25 protein-coding genes are annotated in these 21,802 nt (G+C 53.1%); 15 read left to right on the top strand and 10 right to left on the bottom strand.

The window, feature by feature from the left end; translation table 11 throughout:
* Window positions 1–4: 4 nt before the first annotated feature.
* The 3 genes from DG177_RS06505 to DG177_RS06495 form a co-directional block, all read right to left on the bottom strand.
* Window positions 5–1,645 (bottom strand): type II and III secretion system protein family protein, encoded by a 1,641-nt coding sequence (locus tag DG177_RS06505; RefSeq protein WP_337658573.1) that lies wholly within the window; start codon window positions 1,643–1,645, stop codon window positions 5–7.
* Complete coding sequence (gene cpaB / locus DG177_RS06500; protein ID WP_108810752.1) at window positions 1,645–2,604, bottom strand: Flp pilus assembly protein CpaB; 960 nt, start codon at window positions 2,602–2,604, stop codon at window positions 1,645–1,647. The genes DG177_RS06505 and cpaB overlap by 1 nt, the downstream gene beginning before the upstream one ends.
* Before the next feature lie 74 nt (window positions 2,605–2,678).
* On the bottom strand, window positions 2,679–3,227 hold the full coding sequence (locus DG177_RS06495) for an A24 family peptidase (RefSeq protein WP_337658572.1): 549 nt from the start codon (window positions 3,225–3,227) through the stop codon (window positions 2,679–2,681).
* Here DG177_RS06495 and DG177_RS06490 point away from each other — a divergent pair.
* From DG177_RS06490 to DG177_RS06480, 3 genes are all read left to right on the top strand, one after another.
* A complete protein-coding gene (locus DG177_RS06490; RefSeq protein ID WP_337658571.1) occupies window positions 3,214–4,176 on the top strand; it encodes an alpha/beta hydrolase in 963 nt (320 codons plus the stop codon). The two genes, DG177_RS06495 and DG177_RS06490, sit on opposite strands and share 14 nt — an antisense overlap.
* A 13-nt stretch (window positions 4,177–4,189) precedes the next feature.
* Window positions 4,190–5,317 carry an FAD-dependent oxidoreductase gene (locus tag DG177_RS06485; RefSeq protein ID WP_108810749.1) on the top strand — a complete coding sequence of 376 codons (1,128 nt, stop codon included), beginning with the start codon at window positions 4,190–4,192 and terminating at the stop codon, window positions 5,315–5,317.
* An 88-nt stretch (window positions 5,318–5,405) separates the two neighbouring features.
* A complete protein-coding gene (locus DG177_RS06480) occupies window positions 5,406–5,582 on the top strand; it encodes a DUF1508 domain-containing protein (protein ID WP_108810748.1) in 177 nt (58 codons plus the stop codon).
* Between the two features lie 64 nt (window positions 5,583–5,646).
* Here DG177_RS06480 and rnhA read toward each other — a convergent pair whose 3' ends face one another.
* From rnhA to ispH, 3 genes are read right to left on the bottom strand one after another with little or no spacing between them, the layout of a single operon-like run.
* Entirely contained in the window at window positions 5,647–6,099 is a 453-nt protein-coding gene (rnhA, locus tag DG177_RS06475; RefSeq protein ID WP_108810747.1) for a ribonuclease HI, read from the bottom strand.
* Window positions 6,096–7,055 carry a homoserine kinase gene (gene thrB / locus DG177_RS06470; protein ID WP_108810746.1) on the bottom strand — a complete coding sequence of 320 codons (960 nt, stop codon included), beginning with the start codon at window positions 7,053–7,055 and terminating at the stop codon, window positions 6,096–6,098. The genes rnhA and thrB overlap by 4 nt, the downstream gene beginning before the upstream one ends.
* Window positions 7,055–8,014 carry a 4-hydroxy-3-methylbut-2-enyl diphosphate reductase gene (gene ispH, locus DG177_RS06465; RefSeq protein WP_108810745.1) on the bottom strand — a complete coding sequence of 320 codons (960 nt, stop codon included), beginning with the start codon at window positions 8,012–8,014 and terminating at the stop codon, window positions 7,055–7,057. The genes thrB and ispH overlap by 1 nt, the downstream gene beginning before the upstream one ends.
* A 157-nt stretch (window positions 8,015–8,171) precedes the next feature.
* Between ispH and DG177_RS06460 the strand changes: the two genes are divergently transcribed.
* The 9 genes from DG177_RS06460 (at window position 8,172) to tatC (ending at window position 15,366) form a co-directional block, all read left to right on the top strand.
* Entirely contained in the window at window positions 8,172–8,831 is a 660-nt protein-coding gene (locus tag DG177_RS06460; protein ID WP_108810744.1) for a hypothetical protein, read from the top strand.
* A 73-nt stretch (window positions 8,832–8,904) separates the two neighbouring features.
* Complete coding sequence (argS, locus tag DG177_RS06455) at window positions 8,905–10,626, top strand: arginine--tRNA ligase (protein WP_108810743.1); 1,722 nt, start codon at window positions 8,905–8,907, stop codon at window positions 10,624–10,626.
* A 29-nt stretch (window positions 10,627–10,655) separates the two neighbouring features.
* On the top strand, window positions 10,656–11,294 hold the full coding sequence (locus DG177_RS06450; RefSeq protein WP_108810742.1) for an SPOR domain-containing protein: 639 nt from the start codon (window positions 10,656–10,658) through the stop codon (window positions 11,292–11,294).
* Window positions 11,295–11,418: 124 nt separating this feature from the next.
* Window positions 11,419–12,426 carry a beta-N-acetylhexosaminidase gene (gene nagZ, locus DG177_RS06445; protein WP_108810741.1) on the top strand — a complete coding sequence of 336 codons (1,008 nt, stop codon included), beginning with the start codon at window positions 11,419–11,421 and terminating at the stop codon, window positions 12,424–12,426.
* Window positions 12,426–13,205 (top strand): segregation/condensation protein A, encoded by a 780-nt coding sequence (locus tag DG177_RS06440; RefSeq protein WP_108810740.1) that lies wholly within the window; start codon window positions 12,426–12,428, stop codon window positions 13,203–13,205. Before nagZ ends, DG177_RS06440 begins: the two co-directional genes overlap by 1 nt.
* Before the next feature lie 61 nt (window positions 13,206–13,266).
* The gene (scpB, locus tag DG177_RS06435) at window positions 13,267–13,920 is read left to right on the top strand and encodes an SMC-Scp complex subunit ScpB (protein WP_108812813.1); all 654 of its coding nucleotides are present in this window, start codon (window positions 13,267–13,269) and stop codon (window positions 13,918–13,920) included.
* 28 nt (window positions 13,921–13,948) lie between these two features.
* Window positions 13,949–14,176 (top strand): twin-arginine translocase TatA/TatE family subunit, encoded by a 228-nt coding sequence (gene tatA / locus DG177_RS06430; RefSeq protein WP_108810739.1) that lies wholly within the window; start codon window positions 13,949–13,951, stop codon window positions 14,174–14,176.
* A 42-nt stretch (window positions 14,177–14,218) separates the two neighbouring features.
* Window positions 14,219–14,590, top strand: a complete 372-nt coding sequence (gene tatB / locus DG177_RS06425) for a Sec-independent protein translocase protein TatB (protein ID WP_108810738.1) — start codon at window positions 14,219–14,221, stop codon at window positions 14,588–14,590.
* Window positions 14,587–15,366 (top strand): twin-arginine translocase subunit TatC, encoded by a 780-nt coding sequence (gene tatC, locus DG177_RS06420; protein ID WP_108810737.1) that lies wholly within the window; start codon window positions 14,587–14,589, stop codon window positions 15,364–15,366. The genes tatB and tatC overlap by 4 nt, the downstream gene beginning before the upstream one ends.
* A gap of 1 nt (window position 15,367) precedes the next feature.
* Here tatC and DG177_RS06415 read toward each other — a convergent pair whose 3' ends face one another.
* The 3 genes from DG177_RS06415 to DG177_RS06405 are packed head-to-tail and all read right to left on the bottom strand — an operon-like array spanning window position 15,368 to window position 17,829.
* Complete coding sequence (locus DG177_RS06415) at window positions 15,368–15,493, bottom strand: entericidin A/B family lipoprotein (protein ID WP_108810736.1); 126 nt, start codon at window positions 15,491–15,493, stop codon at window positions 15,368–15,370.
* Window positions 15,494–15,516: 23 nt separating this feature from the next.
* Window positions 15,517–15,642, bottom strand: a complete 126-nt coding sequence (locus tag DG177_RS06410) for an entericidin A/B family lipoprotein (RefSeq protein WP_108810735.1) — start codon at window positions 15,640–15,642, stop codon at window positions 15,517–15,519.
* A 57-nt stretch (window positions 15,643–15,699) separates the two neighbouring features.
* On the bottom strand, window positions 15,700–17,829 hold the full coding sequence (locus DG177_RS06405) for a TonB-dependent receptor domain-containing protein (RefSeq protein WP_108810734.1): 2,130 nt from the start codon (window positions 17,827–17,829) through the stop codon (window positions 15,700–15,702).
* A 138-nt stretch (window positions 17,830–17,967) separates the two neighbouring features.
* Between DG177_RS06405 and DG177_RS06400 the strand changes: the two genes are divergently transcribed.
* From DG177_RS06400 to DG177_RS06390, 3 genes are all read left to right on the top strand, one after another.
* A complete protein-coding gene (locus DG177_RS06400; RefSeq protein WP_108810733.1) occupies window positions 17,968–18,429 on the top strand; it encodes a VOC family protein in 462 nt (153 codons plus the stop codon).
* Between the two features lie 55 nt (window positions 18,430–18,484).
* Window positions 18,485–19,684, top strand: coding sequence for a formate-dependent phosphoribosylglycinamide formyltransferase (gene purT, locus DG177_RS06395; RefSeq protein ID WP_108810732.1), 1,200 nt, complete (start codon window positions 18,485–18,487; stop codon window positions 19,682–19,684).
* Window positions 19,685–19,749: 65 nt separating this feature from the next.
* Window positions 19,750–20,451 carry a glutathione S-transferase N-terminal domain-containing protein gene (locus tag DG177_RS06390; RefSeq protein WP_108810731.1) on the top strand — a complete coding sequence of 234 codons (702 nt, stop codon included), beginning with the start codon at window positions 19,750–19,752 and terminating at the stop codon, window positions 20,449–20,451.
* 57 nt (window positions 20,452–20,508) lie between these two features.
* Here the strand turns inward: DG177_RS06390 and DG177_RS06385 are convergent, their stop codons facing one another.
* Window positions 20,509–21,798 carry an alpha/beta fold hydrolase gene (locus DG177_RS06385; RefSeq protein WP_337658570.1) on the bottom strand — a complete coding sequence of 430 codons (1,290 nt, stop codon included), beginning with the start codon at window positions 21,796–21,798 and terminating at the stop codon, window positions 20,509–20,511.
* Between the last annotated feature and the right edge of the window lie 4 nt (window positions 21,799–21,802).

Raw genomic sequence — 21,802 nt, 5'->3', positions numbered from 1 at the left:
CGGACTATTTGTCAAAACTGAAACCGGGAGCAGCGCCACCAGATTTCTTGGATTTTTTGGCGGATTTACTCACCTTTGGTGCAGTCAAGCTACCAAGAGCTGGGCCGCTGTTTACCGGCGGTGCTACCGAAGGTTTCGGACGATCGCCTTCACCGGTTGAACTGTGCCGGTTCATAATGACCCGCTCAAAATCATTGGCTTGTTTGAAGCCATCGGTGGGTAGGACAATGTCGCTATCGTTCACCGGTTTGACCAGATAAGGTGTCACCACAATCATCAGCTCGGTCTCGTTTTTGCGATATCCGTCTGATTTGAACAGATTGCCAAGAACGGGGACATCAGCCAGCCCCGGCGTCTTATCGATCGCCGAGTTATAGGTGTTTTGCATCAGTCCAGCGATCATGAAGCTCTCGCCAGAACCCAATTCAACAGTTGTTTCCGCTTCACGGGTGGAAATGGCCGGAATTTCAAAGCCATTAATCCGTACCGCACCGTTAGAGGAAATCTCCGAAACGCTCGGCTTGACGCGGATCGAGATCCGTCCGTTGGATAAAACAGTTGGCGTATAAGAAAGGCTAACACCAAAATCCTGATAGGTTACGCTGACATCACCCAATCCGGTTGATACCGGGATAGGAAAACGTCCACCGGCAAGAAATGTTGCGGTTTCGCCGGAAATTGTCGTGAGATTAGGTGACGCAAGCGTTGTCGCGAGACCTACACGTTCCGATACATCCAGTGCGGTTGCAATGTCCAAACCGAACAGACGCCCTGCGGCTGTGATCGTATCCAGTCCGGTTGCCTGATTGAAATTAAAAGCGGTACCACCCTGGGTCACGAACTGACCGGTCGCCGTGTTGAACGGCAGGGAGATTGAGCCAGCTGGAAGTCCGAACAGGTTAGATGCATCCAAAGTCGGAAAACCGGATGTATCGAAATCTGTAATCGAACCAAAATTCCGGCCGCGTGCTACACCGAAGAGGAAACCTCCGGTATTGTCGCGGGTCAGAACGTTGCCGTTGATATTCTTAGCCAGCGAACGGCTGACTTCGGCAAAGCGGACCTTCAGGTTAACCTGCATGGGCGTTGCTGTTTTCAGGCGACTGACCACCCGAGTGTCATTGCCGACATAAGCCTGTACCAGGTTCTCTGCCTCTTCCGCATCATCCGGATCAGCGATTGTTCCGGTTAGCAGAACAAAGTTGTTGGTTGTGCTGACCGATATTTTTGCATCGGGCATGGCAAGACCAAGCATCTGATCGATGGAAGAAATTTCAGCCCCTACCGAGACTTCAGCAGAATATACAACTTTGCCCGAGCGGCTGGTCGCATAGAAGCTGGTTTGTCCACCTGACTTGCCAAAAATATAGAGTTGGCGTTGTGAACGCACTTGCACATCTGCAATATTGTCTTCGGCAATGAAGATATCTTCAATTGGTGCAGGCAGCGTGATCAGCTTGCCACGGCCGACAGCAACCGAGATACGGGACTGCGGATCAGTGATGTTGACCGACTGTGCGTTTAGCGGCGTTGCGCTATTCGCGGTAACTGCCAGTGCAAGCACAGCAGCGACTGCTGACCCCATCATCTTCTTGCTTGATGCGGTTTTCATCGAGCGATTGTTCTTTAGATATTGCGTGGACATTATTTGTCTCCAAACTGAACTTCGCGAACGGTTTTGCCGCGTGCCACCCGGACTTTTGGTCCGGCGGGAATCTCTTCTTTTGCAAGCGGTGGAGGGGTGCGCGCTTCAAAGCGTGACACTTCGCCACCGGTTGAATAAGTTGACTTCTTGGCGTTCGGCCGGGTTGCCAGAGATTTGATCAGAGCAGCTTCTTCTGCAGGATCATCAGTCTTGGGCAATTTTACCTCGCCGGAGGCAATGGCTTCTTCCAGCTCGGCAGCGCTATCGGCAAGCGAACGCAGAGACAGGCTGATCGTACCCAAGGTCTGGGCTACAGCAATTTTCTCAGCGATTTTCGGCGTTGCTTCAAGCGTAACCAGTTTTGCTTTTTTGGCTATCGCCTGACCTTTGTCGTTGGTGGACTGACGAACCCGGTTATCGGTGGCCAGCACACGAACATTGCGAATGACCGTCTCGGACACTTTCAATTCTGGACCGTCGCCTTTAACCGACTGGGTGAGCATCAGATCGACGCGGTCACCTGGAAATACAAATCCGGCGACGCCGGTCAGTCCGGAAACTGGAATGGTAACCGCACGCATGCCAGGGCCAAGCGCAGCGGCAAGAAAGCCGCGATCACCAGGGCTAACAATAGCGCCCTTTGTGAGAGGCTGACCAGCAGTGATGGCGTTGCGGACAACTGTACCATGAAGGGACTCGATATTGGTGCCTTCTTTTGCGAAATAAGCTTCTTCAACCAGCTCTTCCGGCCAAGGCTGGAAACTGAAGGCGTCAGGCGTAATGATCGTACCAACAGGCAAAGCGCGTGAAGCGACGAGGACTTCTTCGCCCAGCACTTCGACTTTCTTAGCCTCTACCTGTGGTGCAGATGCACCAGTGAACATGTTCCTCGCGAGCAAGGCGGTGACCGCAGCCACTACCAATGCACCGATAAGCAAAATAAGTTTCTTCTTGTCCATGACGTCTTACGCCTCCTGAATGCCCCACCCAGATCGATCACCCTGAAACGATCCGCTGGCGGTAGATTTCTCTTTCAAGTAAAATGGTTAAAATATCGTTCGTTAATTATCCAAAGCCCTGCAAATGATATGGCAACTCCATATGGGACCTTTACTGGACCCTCAGTTTTTTGGATTTTCTTAGCTGTTATCATTAACAGCGTGAGCACACCGCCAGCGATCGACATGATCACCAGCATCTGAATTAAGGTGAGCCAATGGAGCCACAACGCAATGGCTGTAAGGAGTTTTACATCCCCGCCGCCCATCGCACCAATCGCGAACATTCCGGCAAATATGGTAAACACGACCGTAGCGATGCCAATTTGCCACACCATGTCGGGCCAGAAAGCCATATCACTGGCGATCCAGAACACGGGCGCGCCCAATGCAATGGCCAGATTCAGTTTATTGGAAATGTGACGACTCTTGATATCGGTAATTGCAGCCACGATCAGTGCAATTGCCAAGCCGCCCCAGAGCAAGTAGATGAGTTGTTCCCCGTTCATGGGAAACAGCTTTAAGAAAAATGCCTTACCAAATAGTAACCATGATGACCGGAGCCCATTTTTGAGTCGATCCACGCCATCTCTATTTGATCGACGATCCATTCCCAAAGACGCTGAAGAGCTGGTCTGGCATGCGCCTGATGGATGGGCAATGCGGCAGTTCGAGTGGAAGCAGCGCCGCAAGAAAAATCGCGGTTCGATCTTGTTCATGACCGGACGGGCCGATTTTTACGAAAAATATCTGGAGACATTTAGCGATTTTCACGCAGCCGGATGGAATGTCACGTCACCTGATTGGCGAGGGCAGGGCGGTTCCGGTCGCTGCGGGCCGCATCCCCATGTTGGGCATATCGATGATTTTGCAACATGGATTGATGATCTCAGCGCTTTTTTCAAGCATTGGCGGGAGGACCATAGCGGCCCTCATGTTATCATCGGTCATAGCATGGGTGGTCATCTGGTAGCTCGCGCGCTTGCCGAACAGCGCATTCATCCCGATGCTGCCATATTATCCGCGCCGATGCTGGCGCCAGCGGGCGGCGGCATGCCCGAGTGGACCGCTCATATCCTGTCCAAGATAATCTGTTCCTTCGGCCGGGAAAAACGCCGCGCCTGGAAAGTCAGTGAGAAGCCACTCGAACCCGAAGTGTTGCGGCAGGGTTTACTTACGCATGATGCAGATCGCTATTCCGATGAATTTTTCTGGTTTAAAGAGCGACCGGATGTGCGCTTGGGACCGGCAAGTTGGCGTTGGGTGGAAAGAGCCTATTCATCTACCCGTGGACTCAGGAAACGTGCGCATCTCGAAGCGGTTGATACACCGATGCTTGTTCTTGCAACTGCGGTTGATGAGCTGGTTGATCATGCGACAATCGAGCGAGCTGTCCATTTGCTGCCGCATGCCGAGATGAAGCTGTTTGGCAAGGAATGCGCTCATGAAATTTTCCGCGAGGTTGATGCTGTACGCAATGCGGCCTTGCGCGCCAGCTTTGAATTTCTAGATAGAGTTGCACCAGCAGCATGAGCACGGGTTAGGCATGAGCCAATATGATGTCGCGATAATTGGAGCAGGGATAGCGGGGGCAAGTATTGCTTCTGAAATTGCAGATCAATGCTCAGTGATCATCCTCGAAGCAGAGGATCAGCCCGGCTATCATAGCACGGGACGTTCAGCGGCATTTTGGACAGAAAGCTATGGCGGACCCCTTGTGCAGCCGCTGACGACAGCATCGTTTGATTTCCTCAATGCGCCCGATGCCGCTTTTTCCGAAACCAGTTTTTTGAAAAAGCGTTGCGCGATCAATATTGGCCGGTCGGACCAGAAGCATCTTCTGGACCGGTTCGTGAATGAGTTTGCGGATAGCGGGGTCACTATGGTGCCCTGGAACACCGATGATATAATGCAAGCGGTTCCCGATATAAAGCCGGGTTGGACGCAGGCTGTCTTCGAGCCGGATTGCTGCGATATCGATGTGGCGGCTCTGCATATGGCCTATTTGCGGGATGCCAAACGCAAAGGCGCGACTCTTCTATGTAGCGCCCGTGTGGAAACATTGGCGCATGTTGATGAGGGGTGGGTGATTCAAAGTGGTGGTGGCACGGTTCACGCATCAACGATTATTAATGCGGCTGGCGCCTGGGCAACCGAAATTGGAAATCTCGCCGGTGCCCTTCCGATAGAGATACAGCCCATGCGTCGGACCATGATCCAGTTGCGCACCGATCCTCCTTCTTCACCAGATATGCCGCTGGTGGTGGCGCTGGACGGTGCGTTCTATTTCAAGCCTGAAGCTGGTGGCAGCTTCTGGCTAAGCCCGCATGACGAAACCCCGGTTCCTGCGAGCGACGTTGCACCGGAGGAATGGGACGTTGCGATCGCTATCGACCGATTTCAGTCGATAATGGATGTGGAAGTTCAGAGCGTGAATCGCAAATGGGCTGGTCTGCGCAGCTTTGCGCCAGATCGATTGCCGATTTACGGACATGATCCGCAGCAGCCAGATTTCTTCTGGTTTGCGGGGCAGGGCGGCTTTGGCATCCAGACCGCCCCGGCGGCGGCTAAACTGGCCAAGTCGATATTTCTGAATGTCGAGCGGGAACCTTCGGTTCAGCATCTTGATGCGGCTCTATATACCCCCTCCCGATTTGCCGTGATGATGGCCTGAAAAATTTGGCATTGCGTTCAGGCTCTTAAGGCGCAATAAATCCTTTGTCCGATGGGGACCGATAAAGGTGTAAAAGGAGAGCGGTATTATGGCGCACAAATTTGAAATTTATAAAGATAAGAAGGGTGAGTTTCGGGTTCGCTTCAAACATAATAGCGAGATCATGTTCTCGACCGAAGGTTATAAAAGCAAATCCAGCGCCAAAAATGCGATTGCTTCCATCATCAAAAATGGTCCCAAAGCTGATGTTGAAGACAATAGCTAACGGACCCAACTGATCTACAAGATAAAGCGTTATCCCGGTTTATGACGGGATAACGCATATTGATTTATCGACCAGCCGCGACATTCATCGCCGCGTCGCTTGCCAGCGTATCTGCCCGTTCATTGTCGGCATCGCCAGCATGGCCCTTGACCCAGTGCCATTCGATATCGTGGCGCTCAACCGCCTCAACCAGTTGCTGCCAGAGATCCGCATTTTTAACCGGTTTCTTCGCCGCTGTGCGCCAGCCGTTTTTTTGCCAGTTAAACACCCATTTGGTGATGCCGTCTTTGACATAGGTGCTGTCGATCGACAGCTTGACCTTGCAAGGCCGCTTCAGCGCGTTGAGTGCTTCGATCGCCGCGCGCAATTCCATTCGGTTATTTGTCGTTTCCAGTTCACCACCGGAAATCTCTTTTTCGGTCTTGCCATGGCGTATCAACGCACCCCAGCCGCCCGGACCGGGATTGCCTTTACATGCGCCATCGGTGGCGATTTCAACGTAGGACAAGGAACTCATGCGTTAAATAAATCCGGATTGGCCTGATAATATTTCAGACGATTGAGAAAAGCGGTCGGGTCTTTGCGCGTCACCAGTGCGTCGGCCGGTGTATTGATCCAGTCATAGGCCCGGGTTAGCAGGAACCGGAGCGCCGCGCCCCGCGCCAGCAAAGGCAAGGCAGTACGCTCGTCTGGGGTCAGATGGAATGCTTTTTCATAGCCTTCCATCAACGCGGTGGAGGTATCGCTATCAAACGCCAGCCCATCCTCTGAAAAACACCAGGCGGCGTGGGTAATGGCAACGTCATAGGCGCGAATGTCGGTGCAGGAAAAATAGAAGTCGATCAGGCCAGTGACGTGATCATCCAGCATAAGCACGTTGTCCGGAAACAAATCGGCATGGATGACGGATTTGGACAATCCATCGGGCCAATGGGCATCCAGATGGTCAAGCTCTGCCTCAACCTGTTCATATAAACCCGCAGCAATCGCATCGAGCCCATCGCGCCCGCAGTCGAGAGCCAGGCTGCGCCAGGTATCATGATTCATACTGTTGCGCCGTTCGCCGGGGAAATCCTGCAACGCATCATGCATTTGGCCCAATGCCTGCCCGGTTGCCTTGGCCTGGTTCGGCGTTGGCATGGTCACCGAAATGCCTGGCAGAAATTTGATCAGACAGGCAGATCGTCCGCAAAGCTGTTGTATTTTGGCGCCGGTCCGATCAGCGATCATAGGAGGTACAGAGCAGCCCTTGGCCGCCAGATGGTCCAGCATTGCAATGAAAAACGGCAGGTCATCAGGATCGACCCGCTTTTCATATAGAGTCAGAATGAAACGATCGCGGGTTGTCTCCACCAGATAATTGCTATTCTCAACCCCCTCGGCAATGCCTTTTGCGGACACAAGTGTGCCAACATCGAAGCGGGTCAAAAAAACATCAATCTCTTCGGCACTAACCTTGGTATAGACGGCCATCAGGCAGTTTCGAGCCCGCGCGGCAGTTTGAAAACCATGCGTTCGTCCGCGGTTTTAATTTTCTGTTCCTCAACGGTATAATGTTCCTCGAGGCGGGTGACCACCTCTCGTACCAATATTTCAGGTGCCGAAGCGCCTGCGGTCAGGCCGAGCGTGTCGACGCCCTTGATCCAGTCGAAATCAATCTCGTCCGCCCGCTGGATTAGATAGGATTTGGTTCCTTCACGCTCTGCAACCTCGACGAGGCGAAGGCTGTTGGAACTATTCGGGGCGCCAATGACCAACACCAGATCGCAGGACTTGGCGATGCTCTTTACAGCGTCCTGCCGATTGGAGGTTGCGTAGCAGATATCCTCACCCTTTGGCCCGACAATAGAAGGGAATCGTTTTTGCAGAGCTTCAACAATCGCCCTTGTATCATCGACCGACAATGTCGTTTGCGTCAGAAACGACAGCTTTTCGGGTTCTTCGGGATTGAGTGCAGCGACATCGTCAACGGTTTCAACCAGCGTCATCATGCCTTCATCAACCTGGCCAAAAGTGCCGATCACTTCGGGATGATTTTCATGGCCGACAAAAATAATATGCCGTCCCGCCTCAACCTGGCGTTCGGCCTGGCGATGGACTTTCGAAACCAGCGGGCAAGTCGCATCCAGATATTCGAGTCCTCGCTCTTCAGCTTTATGAGGAACGGCCTTGGGAACACCATGAGCGGAAAAGACCACCGGAACGCCGTCTGGCACTTCATCCAGTTCCTCTACAAAAACCGCGCCCAGTTTCTTCAATTCGTCAACAACATAGCGATTATGAACAATTTCATGACGCACATAGACCGGCGGACCATATTTTTCGATTGCCAGTTCGACAATTTTTATCGCCCGGTCAACACCTGCGCAGAAGCCGCGCGGGGCGGCTACAAGCAAGCTAATGCGGGGTTTTTCTGATATTGGGTGATTCATAATCAAAGCCTTAGTGAAAAACGGAGGCGGCGAAAAGCCTGTCTGTTCATCCTATGGATGGTTGCGCCCTTCTAAAGGCATAGATAAGGGTTTCCAAACCCTGAACAAGGACGCAGATCATATCTGTACGAAACGGGATTAAGGACAAGGAATAAGCATGATACTCAAAGGGCGTTTCAATAAGCTGCTATTGACGGGTGGAACGGTTTTGGCTCTGGCGGGCTGCGCACAGGATGGAGCCCTCGATGTGAGCTCTGGTGTCGGTGTTAGTGTCACTAGAAGTGGCTGTCCTGCTGTCGCCGTTCCTGATTATACCGGTGACATTACCGTATTTGATCCCGTTGGCAGTACAGATGCAAGTGCGATTGATGTCGTTGCGAATATCACCAATGTCCGCTCGACCTGTAACAGTGAGGGAGCGCGCATCTATACAGAGGCAACATTTGACGTATATGCCCTGCGCTCTCGCCCCAATGGTGCCCGTACGGTAACGATACCCTATTTCTCAACCGTGGTGCAGGGCGGTACCGCCGTTGTTGCCAAGCGGATCAAAAACATCACGCTAACTTTTGCTGACGGACAATATCGTGCCACGGCATCTGGCAAGGCGGGTTCCTATGTTGATGCCGCTGCAGCGCGTTTGCCGGAAGATGTCATTGAAAAGATTACGCGCCGCAGAAAACCTGGGGATCCAGATGCGGCCCTGGATCCGCTCGCGGATCCGGCGGTGCGTGCAGCCGTAGCGCGTTCTACCTTTGAGCTTTTGATCGGGTTTCAGCTGACACCGGAACAGCTGCAATATAACGCGACCCGATAAAACTCTAGGTTACATGTTGTTTCTGGCTCGGCACGTTCGGGCGCGATAATCTATTGAAAATTGGGGTAAAACCATGCTGTTCGACATTTTTCAGCACCATATTGAAAAAGCACTTGATGATCTGGTCGCAAGCGGTGATCTGCCCGCTGATCTGGATCGCAAAAACGTCACTTTGGAACCGCCGCGCGATCCGTCCCATGGCGATCTGTCAACCAATGCGGCAATGGTGTTGTCCAAGGCGGCCGGCGAAAAGCCGCGCGATCTGGCACAAAAGATTGTTGAAAAACTGGTTGCGCTGGATGACGTCCAAACGGCAGAAATGGCCGGTCCGGGATTTATCAATCTCCGGGTGAGTGATGCGGTTCTTATCGCTGAACTCAAGGAAATAGAGATCCTGGGTCCGGACTATGGCCGTTCCAGCAAGGGGCAGGGCGTTACCGTCAATGTTGAATATGTTTCTGCCAATCCAACCGGCCCGATGCATATGGGCCATTGCCGCGGGGCGGTAGTTGGCGATGCGCTGGCCGATTTGCTCGAGTTTATCGGGCATAAGGTGATCCGCGAATATTATGTCAATGATGCTGGCGCGCAGGTCGATATTCTCGCCGAATCCGTCCATATTCGTTATCGTGAGGCGCTTGGCGAAACGATTTTGGCAATTCCCGAAGGGCTTTATCCCGGCGAGTATCTGAAACCTGTCGGCTGGGCCCTGGCGCAGCAATATGGCGATAAATATGTCGATGCGCCGTTTGATGAATGGCTTCCGGTTTTCCGCAAAGCGGCAGTGGCTGGCATGATGGACATGATCCGGAGCGATCTCGCTCTACTGGGTATCAAACATGACGTCTTCTCGTCTGAAGCGGAACTGCATGAAGCGGGCAAGGCGGATGCTGCCGAAGCCGAATTGCGGTCACGCGATCTCGTTTATGATGGCGTACTTGAAAAGCCCAAGGGCAAGACGATTGATGACTGGGAGGCCGTCGAACTGCCATTATTCCGGTCTACCCAATTTGGCGATGATCAGGATCGCCCGATCAAAAAGTCCAATGGTCGCTGGACCTATTTTGGCGGCGATCTCGCCTATCATTTCCAGAAAGCCCAGAAGGCCGATGAGTTGATCGATATCTGGGGTGCGGATCACTCCGGTACGGTGAAAAGGATCAAGGCGGCGGTTGCTGCGCTGACCGAGGGTAAGACGAAATTTGACGTGAAGCTGGTGCAGATGGTGCGGTTGCTGCGCAACGGCGAGCCCGAGAAAATGTCCAAACGTTCAGGCAATTTCGTCACCATTGCTGATATGGTTGAGGAAGTCGGCAAGGATGCCGTCCGCTTCACCATGCTGACCCGTAAGGCCGATGCGCAGATGGACTTTGATTTTGCCAAGGTAACGGAAGCATCTCGGGATAACCCGGTATTCTATGTCCAATATGCCCATGCCCGGATCCAATCGACTCTGCGCAAGGCGGCGGACGAAAATATTCAACCTTCTGCGGATCATCTTGATAGGCTCGGCGCCGAAGAGCTCGATCTGATCAAGCAGGCGGCACAATTCCCGCGAATCGTCGAATCGGCAGCGGCGAACCGCGAGCCCCACCGGGTCGCCTTCTACCTCAATGACCTCGCAGCGGCGTTCCACGCCTTCTGGAATATGGGTAATGACCGGCCAGAAATGCGGATCCTGATGATTAATGACCCTGCAATGACATCGGCTAGGCTTTTCTTAGCTAAATATTTAGGGCAAGTAATTAAGAACGGTCTCGCGCTGATGGGGGTTAGCGCCGCTGACAAGATGTGAGCGTTTGAGAATTACTGTGGGGTTTGAATATGTCTGATGTGAATAGCGATAGTCTGGATCTGGACGATGACAATCGTCTGCCATGGCTTGAATCTGCTGAAGATTATGATGGTGAGGATGAATATTCTCCCATTCGCGTCGCCATATTTGTCGGCTTGGGCATAGCTTTGCTGGCCGCGATTGTGGGTGGTATTTATTGGATGCAGAACCGCGACGCAGGCGGACTGAGCGGCGATGGTACATTGATCGCTGCACAGGAGGGCGACTATAAAGTGCGCCCCGATGATCCGCAGGCGAGGCAGTTTGAGGGCGAAGGTGATGCGAGCTTTGCCGCGTCTCAAGGACAGGAAACACCAGGCAAATTGGGCACAGCTGCTCCGCTCGAAGCGCCGATCAAGAAAGCCGCACCGGTTGCTCCATCTGCACCGGGCAGCGCGATGATCCAGCTTGGTGCATTTAGCACCGCAGGGCAGGCCGACCGTGCATGGTCGGGCTTTTCCCGGCGCTTTGCTGATATTGGCGCATTGCCGAAGAAGATTGTTCCAGGAACAGTAGAAGGCAGCACAATCTATCGCCTCAACGCGGTGGCTGCCGATGTCGCTGCGGCCCAGAGGGTCTGTAATGGCCTGAAAGCAGCTGGAGAAAGCTGCATCGTCGTCCCGCAATAAGGTTCTAAAAACAGTAATAATCGGGGAAGCGCTGTGGATAACGGCGCTTTCCGCTTTACCGGTCTGCCAATCCAACGCATGATATCAAGATGGTATTTTATGCGGAATTGGGTATAGTTGGATCATGAAGCCGGTAGTTTTTGGTATGTCGGGATTGCGCCTGACGGCTGATGAAAAAGCGTTTTTCAAGGAAAGCGACCCTGCCGGATATATTATTTTCGGCCGCAATGTAGAAAGCAAAGAGCAATTGCGTGCGCTTACTGACGAGCTGCGCGTTCTCCACGGCCGTGAAAATCTGGCGATCCTGATCGATCAGGAAGGCGGGCGCGTGGCCCGGATGCAGGAACCGGTGTGGCCCAAATTCCCATCCGGCGAAGTTTTCGACAAGCTCTATGCTATTGCACCGGCAACGGCAATTGAAGCGGCACGGCTCAATGCGCAGGCCATTGCCGAAAGCCTTCGTGAAGTCGGAATAACCGTAAATTGCCTGCCGTTGCTCGATGTCAGACAGCCCGAAACAGTCGATGCCATTGGCAATCGCGCCATGGGTAGCGAGCCGATGCAGGTGGCTGCTTTGGGGCGTGCGGTAATTGATGGCCAGACAAAGGGCGGTGCGGTGAGCGTCGTCAAACATATGCCGGGGCACGGTCGGGCCGTGGTCGACAGCCATATGGAATTGCCCAAAGTATCTGCGTCTGCAGAGGAACTGGAAAGCGATATCGCGCCCTTTCGCGCCTTGTCCGGCGCGCCCATGGGTATGACCGCCCATATCGTATACACCGCTTGGGATGCAGAGCGCTGCGCTAGCCTGTCACCGACGGTCATCGAGAATATCATTCGTGGAGAAATCGGCTTTGACGGGCTGCTATTTTCCGATGATCTCGACATGAAGGCGTTGAAGGGCGAAGTGCCGGAACGCGCTCGCGACGTGGTTGCGGCTGGCTGCGATATTGCTCTGAATTGCTGGGGCAGGATGGACGAGATGATCGGTATTGCCGAGCTGCTCGGGGAGATTAGCGATTTGTCCCGAAAACGACTGGATGATGGGATGGCGACCCTGGACGCGGCCGCTGAACCGGTTGAATTGGCGGATCTCTTGTCTCGCCGCGATTCCCTGTTGGCGGCGGCTTGATGGCAGACGAAGAACCCGAGAGCTTTTTCTTTCCACCGGCGTCTGCGGACGAAGACACGTCACTGACGCTCAATATCGACGGCTGGGAAGGGCCGCTCGATCTTTTGCTTGCTCTGGCGCGCAATCAGAAAGTTGATCTGCGGGAGATCTCGATCCTGGAGCTGGTCCAGCAATATCTGAAATATATTGCCGACGCGCAGAGTTTGAAACTGGAACTGGCAGCGGATTATCTGGTGATGGCTGCGTGGCTCACTTATCTAAAGTCGGGCTTGCTGCTACCCAAGGATCCGGAAGTTGATCCGTCGCCGGAAGAATTGGCGCTGCGCCTGCAAATGCGCTTGGAGCGGCTCAATGCCATGCGTGAGGCGGGGGCAAGATTGCTCGCCCGTGATCGGATCGGCCGCGATGTTTTCGCCCGCGGGGCACCGGAAGGTTTGCGCGTAGTGAAAAACCGGCATTGGCAAGCCGAATATTACGACCTGATTTCCGCTTATGGCCGGGTTAAACTACGGAATATTCCGCCAGTACATATTGTAAAGCAGCGGATGGTGATGACGCTGGAAGACGCGTTGGCGCGGGTTTCGTTGATGCTCGGCGAAGCGATTGACTGGACGGATATCAGGGATTTTCTGCCACCTGGAGCACCGCCGCAATTGCGGAAATCGGCTCTCGCATCCAGTTTTGTCGCTGCATTGGAATTGGCGCGACAGGGGAAATTGATACTCAGTCAGGATGAGAGTTTTGCACCGTTAAAGTTGAAAGCAAATAGTGATGGATAAGCCAGTGGAAGATGATCGGGATCTGATCATGGGTCAAGAACGTGAATTGGGATATGCGGCGATGGACGAAGGCACGCGGGCCGTGGAAGCGACCCTTTTTGCGTCGGATAATCCGATGACAATTGCCGATATCAAACTCTATGTTGGTGACGAGGTTGATATTCGCGCAGCGCTTAATCAATTGCAGAATGACTATTCCGGGCGCGGCATAGCGCTGATGGAAACCGGTGATCGCTGGCATTTCCAGACGGCCCACGACTTGTCTCACTTGCTGCGCCGAGAACGTGCGGAACTGCGTAAATTGAGCCGTGCGGGCATGGAAACACTGGCGATTATCGCGTATCACGAACCAGTTAGCCGGGCAGAAATCGAAGCAATCAGGGGCGTTCAGGTGGCAAAAGGCACGCTTGACGTGTTGATGGAGGCGGGTTGGGTCCGTCCGACAGGGCGCCGCGAAGTTCCGGGAAGGCCGCTTATCTATGCGACGACAGCCGAATTTCTAACCCATTTCGGTCTACAAAGCCGCAAGGAATTGCCGGGCATAGATGACCTGAAAGCCGCCGGTTTGCTTGATCCGGTTGATCTCGCGATGGAGCGCCTGGAAATGGAGGCGGAAGAGGAATTGCCGCTGGAACAGGAACTTAACGAAGATGGTGCACAAGAAAATGAAGATGACACCGCCGATTCACTGGAAAATGCGGCGGAAAGCGCCTAAGTAAGAGGCATAGATCAGGAGATTTTCGATGCAACCGAGTATTTGGCAGATTTTAATTGTAGCAGCCTTGGTGCTGATCCTGTTCGGTCGCGGCCGAATTTCTGAAATGATGGGCGATGTCGGCAAAGGCATTAGGTCCTTCAAAAAAGGCATTACCGAAGAAGAGGAAAGTGCCAAGGCTTCGGCCCAGATTGACAGCAAACCGTCCGATATCGGCGCAGACAAGACGGCGACTTCCGACAAGACGGCCAGCTAAGGCTAGCCAACCGGATTCTAGGCCGGATCGCGGCGCACAGATATGTTTGACCTTTCCATCTCCGAGATCGCGATTATCGTGATCATTGCGATTGTCGTGATCGGCCCGAAAGAGCTGCCTCGCGCTTTGGCAACGGCTGGTCGATGGATGGCAAAGGCCCGCGGCGTGATGGGTAATTTCCGCACCGGCTTTGACGCCATGGTCCGTGAAGCGGAATTACAGGAAATGGAAAAGAAATGGGCGGCCGAGAACGAACGTATCATGCTCGATCATCCAACTGTTTCGGATGATGAGCCGCAGATGGAGCCCCTAGACGGTCCGCCGATAACGCCAAGCGAAAGTGATACAGGGCAGGCCGATTTGCCGCTCGATGAAGGCGTTTCAGAGAAACCGCCGGAAAAACCGGATCCATGAACGAGCAGTCCGCGCCCGATATGGATGAGAGCAAAGCGCCGCTGATCGAGCATCTTATCGAGCTGCGCCAGCGGCTTGTCTGGTCCGTCGTAGCGCTGGCTATCGCCTTCGCCGCCAGCTTTTATTTTGCCGACGAAATATTCGGGCTTTTGGTTGTGCCGCTAACCGATGCCTTTCCTCCGGGAGAAGGCAAGTTGGTGTACACCAAGCTTTATGAGGCCTTTTTCGTCGAGATAAAGGTCGCGATGTTCGCTGCCTTTTTCATTGCCTTCCCGATCATTTCAAACCAACTGTGGGCCTTTGTTGCGCCAGGGCTCTATGCAAACGAGAAAAAGGCGTTTCTGCCGTTCCTGTTTGCAACACCGGTCTTGTTCACCGCAGGAGCGGCGCTGGCTTATTACATCGTGATGCCCACAGCATTTCGGTTTTTCCTTGGCTTTGAAGGCGAAGTGGGCGGAATGACGCAGGAAGCGCTGCCCGCTATGGGGGATTATCTTGATCTGGTGATGCGGTTCATTCTCGCCTTTGGGGTGTGCTTCCAGCTACCCGTGCTGTTGTTGCTTCTCAACCGCGCTGGACTGGTGACACGCGAACAACTGAAAGGGCTGCGCCGTTACATGGTTGTCGCAGCCTTTGTATTGGCAGCGATATTGACGCCGCCGGATGTTGTGTCCCAGTTCTTGCTCGGACTACCGCTAATCCTGCTTTATGAAGTCTCGCTGGCGATCATGTGGTTCACCGAACGCAAAAGAGCAAAACGCGAAGCTACAGAATAGCTTAGTTAATCGCATCTTCCCCGGCCCGACCTACGGATTCGATGTCTTGTCCAACACCCTGTACCGTATTGCAGGCCGCGAGGACCAAGGTGGATGAAATAATCAATGATGCCAAAATCTTGCGCATGGTTCTTCTCCTAAAGAAATGGATTAATCGATCGCCCGTTCGCCAGCACGGCCAACGGATTTAATATCATCACCAACACCTTGTACAGTGTTGCACGCGCCCAGTAAGAGCGCCGAAGATAGGGCGATAGAAGCGATTATTTTGCGCATATGGGTAACTCCTGATCCTGCGTTTATAGCAGAAACACGAAGTTACCCCGATTTCCGCTAGAAACTAAATTTTGCGCTGATACGAATATCACGACCAGCCAGCGGTACAAAATCTTTCGTGAACGAGGCATGACGACGCGCGTTTACATCAAAGATATTATTTGCCGATGCGAGCAGGGTCACACCGCCCTCTTTGCCCAAGGGGCGCCAAGCAGCAGAGGCGTTGACCATGGTGAAGCTATCCGTTGGCGTTTCAAAGGCTGAAACCCGGTTCTGGCTGTCTGACCATTCCAGTTCTGCCCGCAAGTCTACAGCATCGCTTTGTGCGGAAATCCCGCCAAGCAAACGCAGAGGCGGAATGCGGGGGACGGGGCCACCGCCATCCCGGATTTTCGCCCGGACATAATCGGCAACCCCGTCAGTGACGAATGCAAACCCGCCTGCACGGGCGACCACGAAGGATGCAGAGGCTTCGAGACCATAATAGGTCGCATCCTGTTGGAAAAATTGGAAAACAGGCAAGCCATCTTCTTCGTCGCCGGTTTCGGTCTCGAAGATATAATCATCGAAAATATTGGCATAAACCGTTGCGCTCAACTGGATATCTTCGGAATTCCAGCGCGCATATAGCTCGCCACCCCAGCTTTTTTCCGTGGTGAAATTAGGATTACCGATCTCAAACGCTTGTGTCGCAATGTGAGGACCATTGGAAAGCAATTCTTCCGGCGAAGGAGCGCGTTCCGAACGGGAGAGATTCACACCAATTTTCAGGCCGCTGTCATCCGGCGCATAAGCAAAGCCGAGAGCACCGGAAAGGCTGTCAAAACTGCGGTCGAAATTGACGATATTCGACGAGATATCCGTATTGTCATAACGTCCCGCAACTTCTACTTCGAAATTACCGAGATCAATTTCCTGAATTGTGAATAGAGCTACGCTTTCCACGGAATTTTTAGGCACAAAGGCTTCTGCGCCAATGGCGTTGAAATCGCGCACCAACAATTGTGTTCCGATAACGCCGCGCCAACCATTGCGTTCGTTCTGAACGAGTTCCGCACGGGCCTCGATACCTTCGACGTTAAAGACCGTTCCGACTTCATCGCCTTCAAATTCGGTATGTTCATAGTCGGAATAGCCAGCGCGCAGGTTGAGTGATTCAAAGAAACCATCGCCCAGATTAACACCGGCTCTTAGGTCCACGCGAATCTGTTCTAGATCGATGGTGACTGGACCTTCTTCTTCCTCTTCACCTTCTTCCTCTTCGCCTTCTTCACCGTGCCCATGTTCGGCGCCCGGACGGGCGGGAACACCGTATTCTGTGTCATAGTAGCTGACCGAGAAACCGATATTACCGCCTTCACCAATATAGGCGAGACCGGTCGCTGCACTGATCGTGCGGCTGGCCGTATTGGCAATCGTGCCGCGCTGATCGGCGGTTTCCGCCAATTCCGCAGCTTCGTCGAGATTGCCTTCCTCGGTTTCTTCAGCCACTTGCTCCAGCACTTCGGCGCGCAGTTCGGGGGCCAGTACAAAACCGGAAATGTCGAGATCATCGGTATCGCGATAGGCGCCGTTGATATGGAAAACGAGAGAGTCGGTCAGTGGCACATCCAGCGAACCGCCAATGCTGTAATCATTGGCGGCACTGCCAAAACCACCGACAGCATCCAGGTGAAAGGCCTCGTCAGGCACATCACGTGGAATTCGCTTGTCGATGACGTTGACAGCACCGCCAATTGCATCGCCGCCGAATAGCAATACCGCTGGTCCGCGAAGGACCTCGATACGCTGGGCGGTCAGGGGGTCTATTGTGACGGCATGATCGACGGAAGTGTTGGAAGCATCCAACGCGCCAATACCGTCGGTGAGAACCCGGACACGTGGTCCCTGAAAACCACGTAATACGGGCCGCGAAGATCCGGGCGCAAAGCTGGTCGAAGAAACGCCGGGTAATTTGGCAAGGCTGTCACCGATTTGGCCGCGTAAATCATTGGTCAGCTGATCACCGGTCAGGACAGACGTGCCTGCCAGTATGTCGAGCCTTTCGAGATAAGGCGCGGTGACGACAATCGCATCGTCATTGTGGAAATCATCCTCGGTTTCGGTCTGCTGGCTGGATTGAGCCAAGGCTGGTGAAACCGGCAATAGTATAATGGCGGCGGAAGTCAGAAATTTGTGATGGGACACGAACTACTCTTTTCTGGATAGGGAAATGATTGAAAGAGCGGATAATATAAATGATATGATATATCAATTCTAATTTTGCGAATTCGCAAAACTGATGCAAATTTGCTACATTACGGTTTTCTGGCGAGGAGAGGACATATGACCCAATGGAAAGAAGACGGCTTTCATAGCGTAACGCCTTATCTGATTGTCGACGATGCGGCAGCGGCTATCGAATTTTATAAAAATGCATTTGGTGCAGAGGAAGTCATGCGGATGCCGATGGGCGATAAGATCGGCCATGCCGATCTGTTGATAGGTGACAGCCATGTCATGCTGGCGGATGAGTTTCCTGACATGGACAAGCTTGGGCCAAATAAGCGCGGCGGCGCGACATGCAGTCTGATGATCTATGTCGAGGATAGTGATGCGGCTTTTGCGAAGGCCGTTAATGCCGGCGCGACATCGGTGCGGCCAGTGGAGGATCAATTTTACGGCGATCGTTCTGGCTGGCTGAAAGATCCGTTCGGCCATGAGTGGACATTGTCCACTCATATAGAGGATGTCAGTCCGGACGAGATGAACAAACGGATGGCAGAGATGATGGCCGAAGAGGCCTAACCAAATATCGTCATTCCGGCTTGCGCTGGAATGACGATATTTTCATAAGGGCCAAATGACCTTCACCAAAAAAATCCTGCTGCTCGGTTCGGGTGAACTGGGCCGCGAATTCGTCATTTCTGCCAAACGGCTCGGGGCCTATGTAATCGCATGCGACGCTTATGACGCCGCCCCCGCGATGCAGGTCGCCGACGCGCATGAAGTGTTTTCAATGCTTGATGGTGAGAAGCTGCGCGCTGCGATCACAAAACATCAACCTGACCTGATCGTCCCAGAGGTCGAGGCCATCCGCACTGAAATTCTCGCTGAAGTGGAAACGGAGGGTTTCAATGTCGTGCCGTCCGCGCGCGCGACCCAGTTGACGATGAACCGCGACGCCATTCGCGATGTAGCGGCTAAGGAGCTGGGCCTCACCACGTCAAACTATCATTATGCCGAGAGCTTCCCGGAAGTGCAGGCCGCTGCCGATGATATCGGTCTACCGCTGGTGATTAAACCGGTCATGTCCTCTTCCGGCAAGGGGCAGAGCAAGGTCGACGGTACAGATGCGCTGGAAAGCGCCTGGAATTATGCCGTCGATAATATGCGCGGCGACCGTGCGCGTGTGATTGTCGAACAGTTTATCGATTTTGATTATGAGATTACCTTGCTGACAATCCGGACAGGCGAGGGCGTGCTGTTCTGTCCGCCCATTGGCCATCGACAGGAACGCGGCGACTATCAGGAAAGTTGGCAACCCACCGCAATGACGGGCGTTGCGCTGGCCAAGGCACAGGATATGGCACGCAAGGTTGTTGAAAATCTCGCCGGCGATGGAAAGGGATGGGGGCTGTTTGGCGTCGAGTTTTTCGTCACCAAAGACGGCGAAGTCATTTTCTCGGAACTTAGCCCACGCCCCCATGATACCGGCATGGTCACCCTGATTGGCCAGAATTTGAGCGAATTCGACCTCCATGCCCGTGCCATCATGGGGCTGCCGATCCCGCATATCGCCTTAACCGCACCTGCCAGCGCCAGTGCCGTTATCCTGGCGGGTCGGGACAGTAATGACTTTGCCTTTGCCGGCGTTGCCGATGCCTTGGCGATGGGTAGCGAAAGCGCAGAGGTGGACGTGCGCCTGTTTGGTAAACCGATCACCCGGCCCTATCGCCGCATGGCCGTAGCGCTGGCAACAGGCAGCGACAGCAATGCAGCAAGGCGGCTCGCAAAAAATGTGGCCGAGACTGTCGGGATTGAATATCAAGAAAAACAGTGATTTACATCTCCCGTGATCCCGGCGAAAGCGGGGATCAAGAAATAGAGTAAAGGAATCACTCACCCATGACCGCTGAATATATTCTCTACGGATCGCCGCTATCTCCTTTTCAGCGCAAGACGGAGGCGGTGCTGGCGCTCAAGGGTCTGGACTATGATTGTGTGGCGATCAATATCATGGCGATGCCGGATTGGTATCTGGAGATAAGCCCGCTGTCCCGGATTCCGGCCTTGCGCGATATGACCATCGGCACCGAGGGAACGGCCGGTACGATTGCGGACAGCTCAGCCATGTGTGGTTATCTGGAAAAGAAATGTCCGCAGCCCGCCGCCTATCCTGACGACCCCTTTCTCTATGGCCGCGCCTTGTGGCTGGAAGAATATGCCGACAGCGCCTTGGCGATGAACGGCGGTGGCGGTGTGTTCCGACCGATTATTTTTGCCGCGATGACCGGCGGAGAACCCGACCTGGAAACTGCGCGCAAGACATGGAACGAAAAATTACCACCGCTCTGGGACTATCTCGAAGGGCAATTGGACGGCGGACAATATTTTCTGGGGGACCAGCTTTCCATTGCCGACATTTCTATTGCCGCCCAATTGATGCAGACGGACTTGATCGCAGGACCGCCGGATGCAGCCAGATGGCCTGCACTGACCGCGTTCCTTGCCAAGATGAACGCGCATGAAATTTTCGAGCGCAACCTGACCGCCTGCCAAAAAATGCTGGCGAAGATGGTGCCGGAGAAATTTGATCTGTCGGCCTGAAGTTCGGTAGTCGTCCTATTCGATTTCAGTTGCCTCGGTTACATGGCAGGTTTGCCGTTATCTCAAGAAGTCGGTCAGCAGCCGCAGATATTGTTGAGGGTCCTCGCCATAGGCCATGTGACCAGTATCTTTAACTTCTTCAAATCGGGAGTTTGGAAATATGGCGGTATATTGTCTTGCCACAGCTTCATTTTTGTAGTCACACGGGCCTCTAAGAACCAGCACCGGTATGTCAATCTTGGTCAGCGCGGGTTTTGGATCAAATCTCTGATTTACCAACGTTTTTCCGGTCATCCGGCTTGACCAGAAGCCATAACCAGAAGAACGTGCGTCCAGTTTTTTCGGATCACACATTGCCAATGGGAGATAATGCTCATTGGCAATCTTATCGAAAAAGGAACCCATTTCCTGATCTGGGGCAAATCTGGCTGCAGCTGCTGGATTTATTTCTGCCAATGCTATTGCCACGAAGAGCCGTGGTTTTTCGATAGCAGCATCAAGCTGTTCTTTCTGTCTTGAATTCATCTTTTCATCCAGGGTCCCATCGGAGATTTCCAGCCAGTCAGGACGATAGATTGGGCCAGGACTTGAGAATATTGCGCTTCCAACGCTGTCTGGATACTCTGCAAGATAATTGGCCGCTAGAGTTGCTCCCCATGATGAACCAATCAAGATCACCTGGTCGGTTCTGATTTTTTGTCGAATGGCATTTAGATCCGCAATATGCCGGTCGAGGCTATATTCTGAAACATCAGATAATCGCTCTGAAAGCCCGCTGCCTACCTGATCGTAAAAATAGACGTCATGACCATTGGCAGTGAGATTGGAAAAGACATCCAACATAGGTTTGAAAGTGACGCTATATGCGCCAGGTCCGCCATGTAATATGATGACAGGAAGCTTCTGCGCTTTTGTTTTCGACGGGAATTTTCGAAAAGCTATCTTTGATCCAGTTGGCAATTCCCAAAAGTCGACACCTGCGACCTCCTCGGCGACATATTGATCGACCTTCGGAACAAGAGGTTGGAGAATCAAATAGACCACCAGTCCGGACAATATCGTGATCACAGAACCCAATTGCATCCCAATATATAACTTTTGTCTTTTGACTTTGAAGAGCTTTCCAGAAAAATGAGAACCGAACCAGAGCACCAATGCGGCTGCCAGAAAACTCAGAAGAATCATCGTAGTTGGTGAATCTGAAATGAGCGCGCTAGCAAAGAATGTGGCGATAAAGGTCAAGAAGCAGAGCAGGTAAGTAACAAGTTGGGTTAGACCTGCGCTGGCCACTCGTCGGCGGCTGAACTCGGATATTAATCCTGGTGATTTCTCCATAATTTGATCCAATACT

This window comes from Sphingorhabdus sp. Alg231-15 (genome assembly GCF_900149705.1).
In the GTDB taxonomy this organism is placed as follows: domain Bacteria; phylum Pseudomonadota; class Alphaproteobacteria; order Sphingomonadales; family Sphingomonadaceae; genus Parasphingorhabdus.
Note: the sequence above shows the minus strand (reverse complement) of the source record. Positions and strands in the feature narration are given on the sequence as shown.